General features: G+C 60.0%; 14 protein-coding genes. 12 read left to right on the forward strand and 2 right to left on the reverse strand.

The window, feature by feature from the left end:
* Positions 1-159: 159 nt before the first annotated feature.
* A complete protein-coding gene (locus KRR23_RS16640) occupies positions 160-477 on the forward strand; it encodes a Rieske 2Fe-2S domain-containing protein (RefSeq protein WP_216743398.1) in 318 nt (105 codons plus the stop codon).
* Here KRR23_RS16640 and sfsA read toward each other — a convergent pair.
* Together sfsA and KRR23_RS16650 are read right to left on the reverse strand one after the other, a co-directional pair.
* Positions 474-1187, reverse strand: coding sequence for a DNA/RNA nuclease SfsA (gene sfsA / locus KRR23_RS16645; RefSeq protein ID WP_216743399.1), 714 nt, complete (start codon positions 1185-1187; stop codon positions 474-476). The genes KRR23_RS16640 and sfsA overlap by 4 nt on opposite strands.
* The gene (locus tag KRR23_RS16650; protein WP_216743400.1) at positions 1187-2359 is read right to left on the reverse strand and encodes a pyridoxal phosphate-dependent aminotransferase; all 1173 of its coding nucleotides are present in this window, start codon (positions 2357-2359) and stop codon (positions 1187-1189) included. Before KRR23_RS16650 ends, sfsA begins: the two co-directional genes overlap by 1 nt.
* Positions 2360-2690: 331 nt before the next feature.
* On the opposite strand from KRR23_RS16650, the gene dksA reads away from it, so the two are divergent.
* From dksA to pgi, 11 genes are all read left to right on the forward strand, one after another.
* Entirely contained in the window at positions 2691-3134 is a 444-nt protein-coding gene (gene dksA, locus KRR23_RS16655; RefSeq protein WP_019691671.1) for an RNA polymerase-binding protein DksA, read from the forward strand.
* A gap of 150 nt (positions 3135-3284) precedes the next feature.
* Positions 3285-4181 (forward strand): tRNA glutamyl-Q(34) synthetase GluQRS, encoded by an 897-nt coding sequence (gene gluQRS / locus KRR23_RS16660; protein WP_216743401.1) that lies wholly within the window; start codon positions 3285-3287, stop codon positions 4179-4181.
* A 77-nt stretch (positions 4182-4258) separates the two neighbouring features.
* Positions 4259-4435 (forward strand): hypothetical protein, encoded by a 177-nt coding sequence (locus KRR23_RS16665; RefSeq protein ID WP_003176118.1) that lies wholly within the window; start codon positions 4259-4261, stop codon positions 4433-4435.
* The gene (locus tag KRR23_RS16670; RefSeq protein ID WP_216743402.1) at positions 4419-7373 is read left to right on the forward strand and encodes a sensor histidine kinase; all 2955 of its coding nucleotides are present in this window, start codon (positions 4419-4421) and stop codon (positions 7371-7373) included. The genes KRR23_RS16665 and KRR23_RS16670 overlap by 17 nt, the downstream gene beginning before the upstream one ends.
* A 22-nt stretch (positions 7374-7395) precedes the next feature.
* Entirely contained in the window at positions 7396-8832 is a 1437-nt protein-coding gene (locus tag KRR23_RS16675; RefSeq protein ID WP_216743403.1) for a sigma-54 dependent transcriptional regulator, read from the forward strand.
* A 712-nt stretch (positions 8833-9544) separates the two neighbouring features.
* Positions 9545-10948, forward strand: coding sequence for a polynucleotide adenylyltransferase PcnB (locus KRR23_RS16680; RefSeq protein WP_216743404.1), 1404 nt, complete (start codon positions 9545-9547; stop codon positions 10946-10948).
* Between the two features lie 4 nt (positions 10949-10952).
* Entirely contained in the window at positions 10953-11435 is a 483-nt protein-coding gene (gene folK, locus KRR23_RS16685; protein WP_216743405.1) for a 2-amino-4-hydroxy-6-hydroxymethyldihydropteridine diphosphokinase, read from the forward strand.
* Positions 11436-11760: 325 nt separating this feature from the next.
* Positions 11761-12561, forward strand: coding sequence for a 3-methyl-2-oxobutanoate hydroxymethyltransferase (gene panB / locus KRR23_RS16690; RefSeq protein ID WP_103320162.1), 801 nt, complete (start codon positions 11761-11763; stop codon positions 12559-12561).
* Positions 12558-13418, forward strand: a complete 861-nt coding sequence (gene panC / locus KRR23_RS16695) for a pantoate--beta-alanine ligase (RefSeq protein ID WP_216743406.1) — start codon at positions 12558-12560, stop codon at positions 13416-13418. The genes panB and panC overlap by 4 nt, the downstream gene beginning before the upstream one ends.
* A 158-nt stretch (positions 13419-13576) precedes the next feature.
* Entirely contained in the window at positions 13577-13957 is a 381-nt protein-coding gene (gene panD, locus KRR23_RS16700; RefSeq protein ID WP_003228271.1) for an aspartate 1-decarboxylase, read from the forward strand.
* Between the two features lie 242 nt (positions 13958-14199).
* Complete coding sequence (pgi, locus tag KRR23_RS16705; protein ID WP_216743407.1) at positions 14200-15864, forward strand: glucose-6-phosphate isomerase; 1665 nt, start codon at positions 14200-14202, stop codon at positions 15862-15864.
* Positions 15865-15867: the final 3 nt, after the last annotated feature.

Here is a 15867-nt window from a genome sequence, read left to right on the forward strand (position 1 = left end):
CCGCAGGATCAAGGCGTCGTCAGCTACGCAGCCACCACGGGCGAAACACCCATTTGATAATTGTTTGCATTTGCACGTCAAGCGCAGACACATTTGCTAACCAGTGAGCGCGCACGCATCACCGCCAAAGGCCAGAGCCTTTGGCACTTGAGGATAGTCATGAAGTTTCTTTGCTCCAGCGCCGAGCTGGTCGATGCCAGCAGCCGTGGTTTCGAGATCGACGGCCAGAAGTTGTTTGCCGTGCGCCGTGAAGGCCGGGTCTACGTGTATGAAAATCGCTGCCCGCATCGCGGTGTCGGCCTGGAATGGCAGCCGGACCAGTTTCTCGACCCCAGCGCCAGCCTGATCCAGTGCGCCACTCACGGTGCATTGTTTCTGATCGAAAGCGGTGAATGCGTGGCCGGGCCCTGTGCCGGGCAGTCCCTCAGTGCCCTGGTGTGTCGCGAAGACAGCCAGGGCATCTGGGTTCAACATTAGGCGCCGAGCAGCACCTCCAGTCGACGGTCAACGCGCACTTCATTCGAGGTCAGGCTCACCCCGTACGCCAACACCTCAACCCCGGCCGCTTTCGCCTCACGCAAAGCGGCCGCGTAACCCGGATCGATCTCCTCGGCCGGGCGCACCGAGTCAATGCCAGTCAGATTGACGCAATACAATTGCACCGCACGAATACCATCCCGCGCCAGGCACGCCAGCTCGCGCAAGTGCTTGGCACCGCGCTGAGTCACTGCGTCCGGAAACGCCGCGACCGCTGAGCCATCGAAGCCCAGCGTGACGCTTTTGACTTCAACGAAGGCCGGGCCGCTCGGGTAATCGAGGCGGAAATCGATGCGGCTGTTTTCCTGACCGTACGGCACTTCACGCTTGAGCCCGGTAAAACCATAGAGCTCGGTGATCAAACCGCCACGCAGCGCTTCTTCAATCAAGGTATTGGCCCGCGCGGTATTCACGCAGGCCAGCCGCCCTTGCGGGGTTTCACTGATCTCCCAGGTGCCGGGCAACTTGCGTTTCGGATCATTGGAGCGGCTGAACCAGACCTGCCCGCCTTCGACCATGCAGTTGAACATCGAGCCGGTGTTGGGGCAGTGAATGGTCAGCAACTCGCCGCCAACGGTTTCGATATCGGCGAGAAAACGCTTGTAGCGACGAATCAGCCGACCTTCTTCGAGAGGAGGATTGAAATGCATCAGCCTTGCCAACTCCGCAGGCCACGGGCAATCCGCTGAACCGCCTCCTGCAAACGCGGCAGGCTCTGGGTGTAGGCGAACCGCACGTGATGACCGGCCTGATACCGACCAAAATCCAGGCCCGGGGTGAAGGCAACGTGTTCGGTTTCCAGAAAATGCCGGCAGAAGGCAAACGCATCACCGCCAAAGGCACTGATATCGGCATACAGATAGAAGGCGCCTTCCGGCTCCACGGCGATCCCGAAACCCAACTCGCGCAAGGCTGGCAACAGGAAGTCACGCCGACGCCCGAACTCGGCCCGGCGTTCTTCGAGAATGCTGATGGTGTCCGGCTCGAAGCAGGCCAGTGCTGCGTGCTGGGCCATGCTCGGCGCGCTGATGTAAAGGTTCTGCGCGAGTTTTTCCAACTCGCCGACCGCAGCCTCCGGGGCGACCAGCCAACCAAGGCGCCAGCCGGTCATGCCGAAATACTTGGAGAAACTGTTCAGCACAAAAGCGCTGTCATCGACTTCCAGCACACTGGCAGCGTCGGTGCCGTAGGTCAGGCCGTGATAGATCTCGTCCACCACCAGATGGCCATGGCGCGGCTTGATCGCGGCGGACAACCCGGCCAGTTCATCGCGGGTCAGGATGGTTCCGGTCGGGTTGGCCGGTGAAGCGACCAATGCCCCGACGCTGTCGTGGTCCCAGTAACGCTCGACCAGGCCTGGCGTCAGCTGATAGCGCACGTCCGGGCCGACCGGCACCAGTTGCGCCGCACCTTCCACCAGCCGCAGGAAATGCCGGTTGCACGGGTAACCCGGGTCGGCCAGCAGCCAGTGTTTACCGGGATCGACCAGCAAGGCGCTGGCCAGCAGTAACGCGCCAGAACCGCCCGGTGTGATCAGGATGCGCTGTGGGTCGATGTTCAACCCGTAACGTTGTTCGTAGAAGCCCGAAATGGCCTCCCGCAACTCCGGAATGCCGCGAGCCGCGGTGTAACGGGTTTTCCCCGCCGTCAGCGCAGCCTGACCGGCCTTGATGATCGGCTCGGCGGTGGTGAAGTCCGGTTCGCCGATTTCCAGGTGAATCACATCGTGCCCGGCCGCTTGCAACTCATTGGCGCGCGCCAGCAATGCCATGACATGGAAAGGTTCGATAGCGCGGCTGCGCGCACTGTAGGACTGAGCCATTAGCCTTCCTTCATCGGGGAAAAGAATTGATTCTACCCAAGCCCGGGAACGAGCGAGAACCTAAAGCGGTCACAACCGGAAGTTCACCCGTAAAAGAGCTGATACATAAGGCTCAGGATTGACTAAAATCAATATCTGATCAGGCCTCCAGACCCGCCAGACAAGGCTTTGCAAACATTTGCAAGCCTTACGGACCGCAGCCTCGACATCCGGGAGTAGCGCGCTCCGATTTGATCTGGTAAGTTCGCCCGCTTGCAGCCGCAGGGCCGGCAGGTGTCGGTGATGGAGCAATCCTGCGCAATGGATTACAAGAGTAGAGGCGGTCCATTTCATGCCCACCCAAGCAAAGCAACAGCAGAACCCGTCGATCAGCGGCTTCGAACCCTACAAAGAAGTGAAGGGCGAGGAGTACATGGGCCAGCCCATGCGCGCGCACTTCACCAAGATCCTGAACAAGTGGAAACAGGACTTGATGCAGGAAGTCGACCGCACTGTTGATCACATGAAGGACGAAGCCGCGAACTTCCCCGACCCGGCCGACCGTGCCAGTCAGGAAGAAGAATTCAGCCTCGAACTGCGTGCCCGCGACCGCGAGCGCAAGCTGATCAAGAAAATCGACAAGACCCTGCAACTGATCGAAGACGAAGAATACGGCTGGTGCGAGTCTTGCGGCGTCGAGATCGGCGTCAAACGCCTGGAAGCACGCCCTACCGCTGACATGTGCGTCGACTGCAAGACCCTTGCAGAGATCAAGGAAAAGCAAGTCGGCAAGTAAGTGGCCGCTTGAACAAACAACGGAGCGTGCGAACGCTCCGTTTTTGTTTCTGGTGCATCAATATTTGTAGGAGCAAAGCTTGCTCCTACAGAGTGCGATGGCGATATCAAGCCGTGCTCCTACAGAACCAGACAACGTAACATCGCGCCCATGACTGCCATCAAATCCCCCACCTACATCGGGCGCTTCGCTCCCACCCCCAGCGGGCACCTGCACTTCGGCTCGCTGGTCGCGGCATTGGCCTCGTACCTTGACGCCCGCTCGGTTGGCGGCCGCTGGCTGTTGCGCATGGAAGACCTCGACCCGCCTCGGGAGGAGCCCGGCGCCCAAGCGGCGATCCTCAAGGCACTGGAAAGCTACGGTTTCGAATGGGACGGCGAAATGGTCCGCCAGAGCGACCGTCACGACGCCTACGCGCAGGTGTTGAATCAACTGTTCAACCACGGCCTGGCCTACGCCTGCACCTGCTCGCGGAAAAAACTGGTGCCTTATCACGGGATTTATCCAGGTCTGTGCCGCAACGCCGGTCATGCCAGCGAAGACGCCGCAATCCGCTTGCGCGTCCCGGAACTGGAATATCACTTCACCGACCGCGTGCAAGGCGAATACCGCCAGCACCTGGGCCGTGAGGTCGGCGACTTCGTCATCCGTCGGCGCGACGGGCTCTACGCCTATCAACTGGCAGTGGTGCTCGACGACGCCTGGCAAGGCATCACCGATATTGTCCGCGGTGCCGACTTGCTCGATTCCACCCCGCGCCAGCTGTACCTGCAAGAACTGCTCGGCCTGCCGCAACCGCGCTATCTGCACCTGCCGCTGATAACCCAGCCGGACGGCAACAAGCTCGGCAAGTCCTACCGCTCGCCGCCGTTGACCGAAGATCAAGCCACACCGTTATTGCTGCGTGCCCTGCGCGCACTGGGGCAAAACCCCGGCAGCGAACTCGACGATGCCAGCCCCAGGGAAGTATTGAATTGGGGCATCAGGCACTGGGATGCGAGGTTAATCCCGCGCACACTGACACTGCCCGAAGCGCAATTACGCTGACTAAGCTTGCAGGTTGGCGCCCATCCGTTACCATCGCCGCACGTTTTCGGGCACGCACACAATAAAGAGAGGCCGGGATGTACATCTATCGCTTGGTCCTGCTCCTGGTAGTGGGGATCTATCTGTTCTCCCCAGCCATCATGGACTGGTGGATCGACGCCACTGGCGCCTGGTATCGCCCGTATCTGCTGTGGCTGATTCTGATCGTCGTGACCTTCATCCTGCAGAGCCAAAAAGATGCCGATGAGCTTTAGTCTGACCCAGATGATCCTGATCAGCGCCGCCTACCTTGCGGTGCTGTTCGGCGTTGCCTGGATCAGTGAACGCGGAATGATCCCGCGATCGATCATTCGCCACCCGCTGACCTACACCTTGTCCTTGGGCGTCTACGCCAGTGCGTGGGCGTTTTATGGCACGGTTGGTTTGGCGTATCAGTACGGCTACGGCTTTCTGTCCAGCTATCTAGGTGTCTCCGGGGCGTTTCTGCTGGCGCCGGTGTTGCTGTACCCGATTCTGAAGATCACCCGCACCTATCAGCTTTCCTCTCTGGCCGACCTGTTTGCGTTTCGTTTTCGCAGCACCTGGGCCGGCGCGCTGACCACCATCTTCATGCTGATCGGTGTGCTGCCGTTGCTTGCATTGCAGATTCAGGCGGTCGCCGACTCGATTGGCATCCTCACCCGTGAGCCGGTGCAGCATCGGGTCGCCCTGAGTTTTTGTGCACTGATCACCCTGTTCACGATCTTCTTCGGCTCGCGGCATATAGCGACCCGGGAGAAACACGAAGGCCTGGTGTTCGCGATTGCCTTTGAATCGGTAATCAAGCTGATCGCCATTGGCGGCGTTGGTCTCTACGCCTTGTACGGCGTGTTCGACGGCCCGCAACAGCTGGAAGTCTGGTTGCTGCAAAACCAGACCGCCCTCGCCGCCCTGCACACGCCGCTGCAAGAAGGCCCATGGCGCACGCTGCTGCTGGTGTTCTTCGCCTCGGCGATCGTGATGCCGCACATGTACCACATGACCTTCACCGAAAACCTCAACCCGCGCTCGCTGGTCAGTGCGAGCTGGGGCTTGCCGCTGTTCCTCCTGCTGATGAGCCTGGCCGTACCGCTGATTCTCTGGGCCGGCCTCAAACTTGGCGCCACCACCAACCCGGAATACTTCACCCTCGGCGTCGGCATCGCCGCCAACAGCAAGGCCCTGGCACTGCTGGCCTACGTCGGTGGTTTGTCAGCTGCCAGCGGCCTGATCATCGTCACCACCCTGGCACTGTCCGGGATGGCCCTGAACCACCTGGTGCTGCCGCTGTATCAGCCGCCTGCCGAAGGCAACATCTACCGCTGGCTGAAATGGACCCGCCGCGCCTTGATCGTCGCAATCATCATGGCCGGCTATGGTTTCTATCTGCTGCTGGGCGCCGAGCAGGACCTGGCCAACCTGGGCATCGTCGCGTTCGTTGCCACCCTGCAGTTTTTACCCGGCGTGCTGTCCGTCCTCTATTGGCCGACCGCCAACCGTCGCGGCTTCATCGCCGGCTTGCTCGCGGGGATTCTGGTCTGGCTGGTGACCATGCTGTTGCCATTGGTGGGCAATCTGCAGGGCTTCTATATTCCGCTGCTGAACATGATCTACGTGCTCGACGACACCAGTTGGCACATGGCGGCGATTGCGTCCTTGGCGGCCAACGTGCTGATGTTCACGCTGATCTCGTTGTTCACCAACGCCAGCACCGAAGAAGCCAGCGCCGCCGAAGCCTGCGCCGTAGACAATGTACGTCGCCCGCAACGCCGCGAACTGCACGCCGCGTCACCCCAGGAGTTCGCCACCCAACTGGCCAAACCGCTGGGCGCCAAGGCGGCACAAAAGGAAGTCGAACAGGCCCTGCGCGACCTTTATCTGCCGTTCGACGAGCGTCGCCCGTACGCCTTGCGCCGACTGCGTGACCGAATCGAAGCCAACCTCTCCGGCCTGATGGGCCCGAGCGTTGCGCAAGACATGGTCGAAACCTTCCTGCCGTACAAGGCCAGCGGTGAAAACTATGTCACCGAAGACATTCACTTCATCGAAAGCCGCCTCGAGGACTATCACTCGCGCCTCACCGGCCTTGCCGCCGAACTCGATGCCCTGCGCCGCTACCACCGCCAGACCTTGCAAGAACTGCCGATGGGCGTTTGCTCGCTGGCCAAGGATCAGGAAATCCTCATGTGGAACAAAGCCATGGAGGAGTTGACCGGGATCACCGCGCAGCGCGTGGTCGGTTCACGCCTGGGCACCCTCGGCGAACCGTGGAAAGAACTGCTGCAAGGCTTCATCAATCTTCCGGACGAGCATTTGCACAAACAGCACCTGGCCCTGGACGGTCAGACGCGCTGGCTGAACCTGCACAAAGCGGCGATCGACGAACCGCTCGCGCCGGGTAACAGCGGCCTGGTGTTGCTGGTCGAAGACCTGACTGAAACCCAGATGCTCGAAGACAAACTGGTGCACTCCGAACGTTTGGCGAGTATCGGTCGACTGGCGGCCGGCGTGGCCCATGAAATTGGCAACCCGATCACCGGCATCGCGTGCCTGGCGCAGAACCTGCGCGAAGAGCGTGAAGAAGACAGCGAACTGAAGGAAATCAGCGGACAAATCCTCGAACAGACCAAGCGCGTGTCACGCATCGTCCAATCGCTGATGAGCTTCGCCCATGCCGGCAGCCACCAGCATAATGACGAACCGGTCTGTCTGGCCGAGGTGGCCCAGGATGCCATTGGTCTGCTGGCGCTGAACCGCCGCAACTTCGAAGTGCAGTTCTTTAACCTGTGCGATCCCGAGCATTGGGTCGATGGCGATCCGCAGCGGCTCGCCCAGGTGTTGATCAACCTGCTGTCCAACGCCCGCGACGCATCGCCGGCCGGCAGCGCGGTCCGAGTAAAAAGTGAAGCCAACGAACACACGATCGATCTGATCGTGGAAGACGAAGGCAGCGGTATCCCGTCGAGCATCATGGACCGATTGTTCGAACCCTTCTTCACCACCAAGGATCCTGGCGAAGGCACCGGTCTGGGCCTTGCACTGGTCTATTCCATCGTTGAAGAGCATTATGGACAAATCACCATCGACAGCCCGGCTGACACACAAAGCCAACGCGGCACCCGTATCCGGGTGACCTTACCGCGTCATGTCGAAGCGACGTCCGCTGTGAACTGAGACCGTCGAGAGTATCGAATCAATGCCGCACATTTTGATCGTCGAAGACGAAACAATTATCCGCTCCGCCTTGCGCCGCCTGCTGGAACGTAACCAGTACCAGGTCAGCGAAGCCGGTTCAGTGCAGGACGCACAAGAACGCTTCAGCATTCCCACGTTCGACCTGATTGTCAGTGACCTGCGCCTGCCTGGCGCACCGGGCACCGAACTGATCAAGCTGGGCCAGGGCAAGCCGGTGCTGATTATGACGAGCTACGCCAGCCTGCGCTCGGCAGTCGACTCTATGAAGATGGGCGCGGTGGACTACATCGCCAAGCCTTTCGACCATGACGAGATGCTCCAGGCTGTCGCGCGCATCCTGCGTGACCGGCAATCGGCGCAAAGCTCCGTGGGCGAACCTGCGGTCGGCAAAGCCGCCGCTGGCTCGGCGAAGTCCGCAGTCGATAACAGCAATGGCGAAATCGGCATCATCGGCTCGTGCCCACCGATGCAGGATCTGTACGGCAAAATCCGTAAAGTGGCTCCCACCGATTCCAATGTATTGATTCAGGGCGAATCAGGCACCGGTAAAGAACTGGTCGCCCGCGCCCTGCACAACCTGTCCAAACGCGCCAAGGCGCCGATGATTTCGGTGAACTGCGCAGCCATCCCGGAAAGCCTGATCGAGTCCGAACTGTTCGGCCACGAGAAAGGCGCGTTTACCGGCGCCAGCGCCGGGCGCGCGGGCCTGGTTGAAGCAGCCGACGGCGGCACCTTGTTCCTTGATGAAATCGGCGAACTGCCACTTGAAGCCCAGGCGCGCCTGCTGCGCGTGCTGCAAGAAGGTGAAATCCGCCGCGTGGGCTCGGTGCAATCGCAGAAGGTCGACGTACGCCTGATCGCTGCGACTCACCGTGACCTGAAGAGCCTGGCCAAGATCGGCCAGTTCCGTGAAGACCTGTATTACCGTCTCCACGTTATCGCCCTGAAACTGCCGGCCCTGCGTGAGCGTGGCGCGGACGTCAACGAAATCGCCCATGCTTTCCTCGCCCGCCAGAGCGCGCGCGTGAATCGCACCGACCTGAAATTCGCTCCGGACGCCGAGCAGGCAATTCGTCATTACTCCTGGCCGGGCAACGTGCGCGAACTGGAAAACGCTGTCGAGCGTGCCGTCATCCTGTGTGAGAGCCCGGAGATTTCTGCCGAGTTGCTGGGCATCGATATCGAGCTCAGCGACCTTGAAGATGACGAGTTCATCGGCCTGGCACCGCAACAGGGCAGCACCGGCAACACCAGCCACGAGCCCACCGAAGACCTGTCACTGGAAGACTATTTCCAGCACTTCGTCCTCGAACACCAGGATCACATGACCGAAACCGAGCTGGCGCGCAAACTCGGCGTCAGCCGCAAATGCCTGTGGGAACGTCGTCAGCGCCTCGGTATCCCACGACGCAAGACCGGCGCGACCAGCGAAAGCTGAACGTCACCTGTCGAGTGTGCGAGTAACACATGACATTGTGAAAAAACTGTTACCGCAGCTTTTTCTCGTAACAGAAGCCGGGGCTTACGGTAACGAAACCCCGGTTTTTTTTGGCCATGAAAAAGGCGACTCAGGCACCTAACCCCTTGTTTTACTGGGGCCCGCAAAAGTTGGCACGGCACCTGCTATAGGTTTGGTACAAGAACAATAACAAGCAATGCACAAGACAATAAAAATAAGACGAATCGACTCACGCATAACAAAAACAAGACGGCGAGAGGCGTAGCTAACTGATTCTTTTGGAGAGGCGTTGTATTTGGGGCTTGCCCCGCAACCAGGCCGAGAACAACAAAAACTGCCCTAAGGCAGAGCCTGAACTGGTTGGATCACACAGATCATTGCAACACAGCGATCAAAGCAATCCGTTTGCTCTTGGCTCCCGATTGGGAGGGTCATGAAGGAAATCTTCATGACAAGGGCGTTACACAAAAACAAGAAGCCCGAAACCAAAAATAAAAATAGAGCATGCAACTACTTCTTGGGGAGCTTCGGCTCCCCTTGTGGTTTCTGGCGTTTGGCCTTGCAGGCTCGACAGCTGCTACAGAGACCTTGCGCAGCTTCCTACACCATCCCCCGACTAAATGCTAGAATCCCGGCCCATCATGCGGTCATTCTTCGTTTTGGCCGAACATTCCTTCAAACAGTGCATCCCATGCTGAAGAAGCTGTTCCAGTCATTCCGTTCTCCCTTGCGTCGTACGCAACACATTCGCAGCACGCCTGAAGTGCTCAACAGCAGCCAACACTCGCTGCAACGGGCTCAGTTCAGCCGTTATGCGGTGAACATCGTCGAACGCCTGCAGAACGCCGGCTACCAGGCTTACCTGGTCGGTGGCTGTGTGCGCGACATGTTGCTCAACATCACACCCAAGGATTTCGACGTCGCCACCAGCGCCACGCCGGAACAGGTTCGCGCCGAGTTTCGCAATGCGCGGATCATCGGGCGCCGATTCAAACTGGTGCACATCCATTTTGGTCGCGAAATCATTGAAGTCGCGACCTTCCGCGCCAATCACCCGCAAAACGACGAGGAAGAAGACAGCAACCAGTCCTCGCGTAACGAAAGCGGGCGCATTCTGCGCGACAACGTTTACGGCACGCTGGAGGAAGACGCGCAACGCCGCGACTTCACCATCAACGCCCTGTATTACGATCCGGTCAGCGAACGCATTCTCGACTACGCCAACGGCGTACACGACATCCGCAATCACCTGATCCGCCTGATCGGCGACCCGACCCAGCGTTACCAGGAAGACCCGGTGCGGATGCTTCGTGCGGTGCGTTTCGCCGCCAAGCTGGACTTTGGCATCGAAAAACACAGTGCCGCGCCAATCCGCAACCTGGCACCGATGCTGCGCGAGATCCCGTCGGCGCGCTTGTTCGAAGAAGTGTTGAAGCTGTTCCTTTCGGGTCATGCCGCGGACACCTTCGAGATGCTGGTCGACCTGCAATTGTTCGACCCACTGTTCCCGGCCAGCGCCGAAGCCCTGGAACACAACCCGACCTACACTCACACCCTGATCAGCGAAGCGCTGATCAACACCGACCTGCGGATCAAGCAGAACAAGCCGGTGACGCCAGCGTTCCTGTTCGCCGCCCTGCTTTGGCCAGCCTTGCCGGCCCGCGTACTGCGCTTGCAGGATCGTGGCATGCCGCCGATTCCGGCCATGCAGGAAGCGGCTCACGAACTGATCAGCGAGCAATGCCAGCGGATCGCGATTCCAAAGCGCTTCACCATGCCGATCCGCGAGATCTGGGACATGCAGGAGCGTCTTCCGCGCCGCAGTGGCAAACGTGCCGACCTGTTGCTGGACAACCCGCGATTCCGCGCCGGTTACGACTTCCTGCTACTGCGCGAAAGCGCTGGCGAACAGACCAATGGCCTGGGCGAATGGTGGACGGACTATCAGGACGCCAACGAAAGCGAACGCCGCGACATGATCCGCGACCTCAGTGGCAAGGACGACGGTGCCAGCGGTGCGCCGCGTAAACGTCGCCGCAGCGGTGGCGCCAAACGCAAACGTGCCGCTGGCGTACCGAGTGCGTCGGGCGAGTAAATCGATGGAACGCATTTACATTGGCATGGGCAGCAACCTCGCCGCCCCAGCGGAACAATTGCGCAGCGCCGTCGAAGCGCTCGCGCAGTTACCCAAGACAGCGCTGGTGGGGGTTTCGTCCTTCTATCAAAGCGACTCCTTGCTGCCGGGCCAGCCGCGCTATACCAACGCGGTGGCCGCGCTCGACAGCACGCTGGCGCCGCTCGAGCTGCTCGATGCGCTGCAAGCCATCGAAATCGACCAGGGTCGCGAGCGTCATGAACGCTGGGGCCCGCGCACGCTGGATCTGGATATCCTGCTGTTTGGCGATCGACTGATCGACGAGCCCCGCCTCAAAGTCCCCCATTACCACATGCAGGCCCGAGCCTTTGTGCTGTACCCATTGGCCGAACTGGCGCCCGCCGATCTGCAACTGGCGGACGGCCGTCACCTGCGCGAACTGCTCGCCGCATGTCCGTTCGTCGGACTGGAACGCCTGGCCCCGTAGGAGCAAGGCTTGCCCGCGATGGCAACACTGCGGTTTCCAGACAGACCGCGTAATCGCTCATCGCGAGCAAGCTCAGCTCCTACAGATCTATGCTGAATCGCATCAGTAACGCCGGTAACACCAACGACGTAACATTGCGGTAACACATCCAATTGACTTCCCGAGTTCTCCTCACGACTATAGGCGTCCCGCTGCCGCCAACCCGGCACTACAGGGCGCAATCCAGGCTTTTAAAGCACGACACAAGACCGTGCGCCTGAGTAAATGAAGAATCACGCGCGTTACCCGCAGTAGTTTTCCAAGCGCCTGAATGAGGATTCCTTACATGCCAGCTATCACCTTGACCACATTGCAGAGCCTCAAGCAAAAGGGTGAAAAAATCACCATGCTGACCTGCTACGACGCTACCTTCGCCCACGCTTGCAATGAGGCGGGTGTTGAAGTGTTGCTGGTGGGCGACTCCCTTGGCATGGTGTTGCAAGGACACGACAGCACCCTGCCGGTGACCACCGCCGAAATGGCTTACCACGTCGCCGCGGTCAAGCGTGGCAACACCGATGCCTTGATCCTCGCGGACCTGCCGTTCATGGCCTACGCCACCATCGAGCAAACGATGACCAACAGTGCCCAGCTGATGCAGGCGGGTGCGCACATGGTCAAGGTCGAAGGCGCGCTGTGGCTGGCCGAGTCGATTCGTCTACTGGCCGAACGCGGTATTCCGGTGTGCGCGCACATGGGGCTGACGCCACAGTCGGTGAACATTCTCGGCGGCTATAAAGTTCAGGGCCGCAATGAAAACCAGGCCCGGCAGATGCGTGCCGACGCGATTGCCCTGGAACAGGCCGGCGCGGCGATGCTGTTGCTCGAGTGTGTACCGAGCGAGCTGGCCCACGAAATCACTCAAGCGGTGAAGATTCCAGTGATCGGCATCGGCGCCGGCAATGCCACCGACGGTCAGGTGCTGGTACTGCACGACATGCTCGGCCTGTCCCTCAGCGGCCGCGCACCGAAGTTCGTGAAGAACTTCATGGCCGGCCAAGACAGCATTCACGCTGCCCTGAGCGCTTACGTCGCTGAAGTCAAAGCCGCAACCTTCCCTGGCGCCGAACACGGATTCTCTGCATGAACACTGTCAAAACCGTACGCGAACTACGTGCCGCCGTCGCCCGCGCTCGCGGCGAAGGCAAACGTATCGGCTTCGTACCGACCATGGGCAACCTGCACAGTGGTCACGTCGCGCTGGTCACCAAAGCCGCCCAACGAGCGGACTTTGTGGTCGCGAGCATTTTCGTCAACCCGCTGCAATTTGGCGCGGGCGAAGACCTCGACAAGTATCCGCGGACCTTGGCCGCCGATCAGGAGAAACTGCTGCAAGCCGGCTGTCACCTGTTGTTCGCCCCAACCGTCGAGGAAATGTATCCGGACGGCATGGCCGGCCAGACCCGCGTCAGCGTTCCACTGCTTTCTGAAGGCCTGTGTGGCGCCAGCCGCCCCGGGCATTTCGAAGGCGTGGCGACGGTGGTCAGCAAGTTGTTCAACATGGTTCAGCCAGACCTCGCGGTCTTCGGTCATAAAGACTTCCAGCAACTGGCGGTGATTCGCGCGCTGGTGCATGACCTGAACATGCCGATCCAGATCATTGGCGAGCCCACCGTAAGAGCCGCCGACGGTCTGGCGCTGTCCTCGCGCAATGGTTTCCTCAGTGAAGAACAGCGGGCCGTCGCGCCAATTGTGTATCGCACGCTGAGCGACATCGCCGAAGCCATCAAACAGGGCGAACGCGATTACCCGGCGCTCCTGGCCCGGAAGATCGAGCAGCTCCAGGCCGCCGGGTTGCGTCCTGATTACCTGGAAATCCGCCACGCGCTGACCCTGCGCCCAGCGACCGTGGGTGACCGTGACCTGGTGATCCTGGTGGCCGCTTTCCTGGGCACGACCCGGTTGATCGACAACCTGCACCTGAACCTCGACGCTCCGGTTTAAAGGGCAAGATCAAAAGATCGCAGCCGGCGGCAGCAACTACAGAATTATACGATTCCGTGTTGGAGCTGCCGCAGGCTGCGATCTTTTGCGGTGTATTGCCGGCCTCAAAAGCTTCGGGCAAACTGCCCGCCGTTCGGATCTGACCAAGGGAAACACTCATGCACGCCATCATGCTCAAGGCCAAGCTGCATCGCGCCGAAGTTACCCACGCAGTGCTCGACTACGAAGGCTCTTGCGCCATCGACGGCGAATGGCTGGACCTGTCCGGGATCCGTGAGTACGAACAAATCCAGATCTACAACGTCGATAACGGCGAACGCTTCACCACTTACGCCATCCGTGGCGAAGAAGGCTCGCGCATGATCTCGGTCAACGGCGCCGCCGCACACAAGGCCAAGGTCGGTGATCGGGTGATCATCTGCGCTTACGCTCATTACAGCGAAGCCGAACTGCTCAATTTCAAACCGCGCATGCTCTACATGGCTCCAGGCAACGAATTGAGCCATACCAGCAATGCCATCCCGGTTCAGGTCGCCTGAGCCCTCCCCCCGTACCCTGTGCACTGAAAACCTGCCTGGCTACCTGAAGCGCCGGTACAAAATAGTACCGGTCACAGGTCAGACAAAGCCAAGACAGATCACATCGCGAGGTTTACTGTAATCGCCCTGCGTTATTAAATCGTTTATTCGCAGTTCAACCGGAGGGTGCCTGTCATCAAACAGGACATTCCGGTTTTTTCAGTGTCCTAAAGGCAGTCCAAGTAAAAAGGAAACCCGCAGCGATGGCGTACTACCGCACTCCTCATGACGTTACCGCTCTGCCAGCCTGGCAGGCGCTGAATGATCACCGCCAAGCCATGCAGGATTTCAGCATGCGCGAAGCGTTCAATGCCGACCCGCAGCGTTTTACCCAGTTCACACTGAGCAGCTGTGGGCTATTTCTTGATTACTCGAAAAACCTGATCAACACCGAAACCCGCAATCTGCTGGTGGGCCTGGCGAACGAAGTCGGCTTGCAAGACGCGATCAAGGCGTTGTTCAACGGCGAAATCGTCAATGCCTCCGAAGGCCGCCCGGCGCTGCATACGGCCCTGCGCCGCCCGGTGGGCGACAAGCTGTCGGTCAATGGCGTCAACGTCATGCCTGACGTGCACAAAGTGCTGAACCAGATCACCGAGCTGGTCGGGCGCATTCACGACGGCCTGTGGCGTGGTTACACCGAGAAGCCGATCACCGACGTGGTGAACATCGGCATCGGTGGTTCGTTCCTCGGCCCTGAACTGGTTTCCGAAGCGCTGTTGTCCTACGCCCAGAAAGGCGTGCGCTGCCATTACCTGGCGAACATCGACGGCAGCGAATTCCATGAGTTGTCGGCAAAGATTCGTGCCGAAACCACCCTGTTCATCGTTTCCTCGAAATCCTTCAACACCCTCGAAACCCTGAAAAACGCCCAGGCCGCACGCGCCTGGTACCTGGCTCAGGGCGGCTCCGAAGCCGAGCTGTATCGCCACTTCATCGCCGTTTCGAGCAACAACGCTGCGGCCGTGGCCTTCGGTATTCGCGAAGAAAACATCTTCCCGATGTGGGACTGGGTTGGTGGGCGTTACTCGCTGTGGTCGGCCATCGGTTTGCCGATTGCCCTGGCCATCGGCATGTCGAACTTCAAGGAGTTGCTGTCCGGTGCCTACACCATGGACCAGCATTTCCAGAGCGCGCCATTCGAACAGAACATGCCGGTGCTGCTGGCACTGCTGGGTGTCTGGTACGGCAACTTCTGGGGCGCGCAAAGCCACGCGATCCTGCCGTACGACCACTACCTGCGCAACATCACCAAGCACTTGCAGCAACTGGACATGGAATCCAACGGCAAGAGCGTACGTCAGGACGGCACGCCAGTTTCCACCGATACCGGTCCGGTCATCTGGGGCGGCGTCGGTTGCAACGGTCAACACGCCTATCACCAGTTGCTGCACCAGGGCACCCAACTGATTCCGGCTGACTTCATCGTGCCGATCGTCAGCTTCAACCCGGTTGCCGACCACCACCAGTGGCTGTACGCCAACTGCCTGTCGCAAAGCCAGGCGCTGATGCTCGGCAAGACCCGCGCCGAGGCGGAAGCCGAGCTGCGTGAAAAAGGCGTGACCGAAGACCAGGTGCAAAAACTCGCACCGCACAAGGTGATCCCGGGCAACCGCCCGAGCAACACCCTGGTGGTCGAGCGCATCAGCCCGCGTCGTCTGGGCGCGCTGGTCGCGATGTACGAGCACAAGGTGTTCGTGCAGAGCGTGATCTGGGGCATCAACGCCTTCGACCAATGGGGCGTGGAGTTAGGCAAGGAGCTGGGCAAAGGCGTCTACAGCCGCCTGGTCGGCAGCGAAGAAACCCCGGCCGAAGACGCTTCGACCCAGGGCCTGATCAACTACTTCCGTGGTCGTCACCGCGGGTGATTT

Origin of the sequence: Pseudomonas sp. CVAP#3 (assembly GCF_018986375.1) — a bacterium.
GTDB lineage: Bacteria > Pseudomonadota > Gammaproteobacteria > Pseudomonadales > Pseudomonadaceae > Aquipseudomonas > Aquipseudomonas helvetica.

Bases quoted from the DNA above. Each gene is read 5' to 3' on its own strand.
- pgi (WP_216743407.1), top strand. From the start codon at position 14,200: ATGGCGTACTACCGCACTCCTCATGACGTTACCGCTCTGCCAGCCTGG.
- KRR23_RS16665 (WP_003176118.1), top strand. From the start codon at position 4,259: ATGTACATCTATCGCTTGGTCCTGCTCCTGGTAGTGGGGATCTATCTG.
- panD (WP_003228271.1), top strand. From the start codon at position 13,577: ATGCACGCCATCATGCTCAAGGCCAAGCTGCATCGCGCCGAAGTTACC.
- gluQRS (WP_216743401.1), top strand. From the start codon at position 3,285: ATGACTGCCATCAAATCCCCCACCTACATCGGGCGCTTCGCTCCCACC.
- KRR23_RS16680 (WP_216743404.1), top strand. From the start codon at position 9,545: ATGCTGAAGAAGCTGTTCCAGTCATTCCGTTCTCCCTTGCGTCGTACG.
- KRR23_RS16650 (WP_216743400.1), bottom strand. From the start codon at position 2,359: ATGGCTCAGTCCTACAGTGCGCGCAGCCGCGCTATCGAACCTTTCCAT.
- KRR23_RS16670 (WP_216743402.1), top strand. From the start codon at position 4,419: ATGCCGATGAGCTTTAGTCTGACCCAGATGATCCTGATCAGCGCCGCC.
- panC (WP_216743406.1), top strand. From the start codon at position 12,558: ATGAACACTGTCAAAACCGTACGCGAACTACGTGCCGCCGTCGCCCGC.
- dksA (WP_019691671.1), top strand. From the start codon at position 2,691: ATGCCCACCCAAGCAAAGCAACAGCAGAACCCGTCGATCAGCGGCTTC.
- panB (WP_103320162.1), top strand. From the start codon at position 11,761: ATGCCAGCTATCACCTTGACCACATTGCAGAGCCTCAAGCAAAAGGGT.
- folK (WP_216743405.1), top strand. From the start codon at position 10,953: ATGGAACGCATTTACATTGGCATGGGCAGCAACCTCGCCGCCCCAGCG.
- sfsA (WP_216743399.1), bottom strand. From the start codon at position 1,187: ATGCATTTCAATCCTCCTCTCGAAGAAGGTCGGCTGATTCGTCGCTAC.
- KRR23_RS16640 (WP_216743398.1), top strand. From the start codon at position 160: ATGAAGTTTCTTTGCTCCAGCGCCGAGCTGGTCGATGCCAGCAGCCGT.
- KRR23_RS16675 (WP_216743403.1), top strand. From the start codon at position 7,396: ATGCCGCACATTTTGATCGTCGAAGACGAAACAATTATCCGCTCCGCC.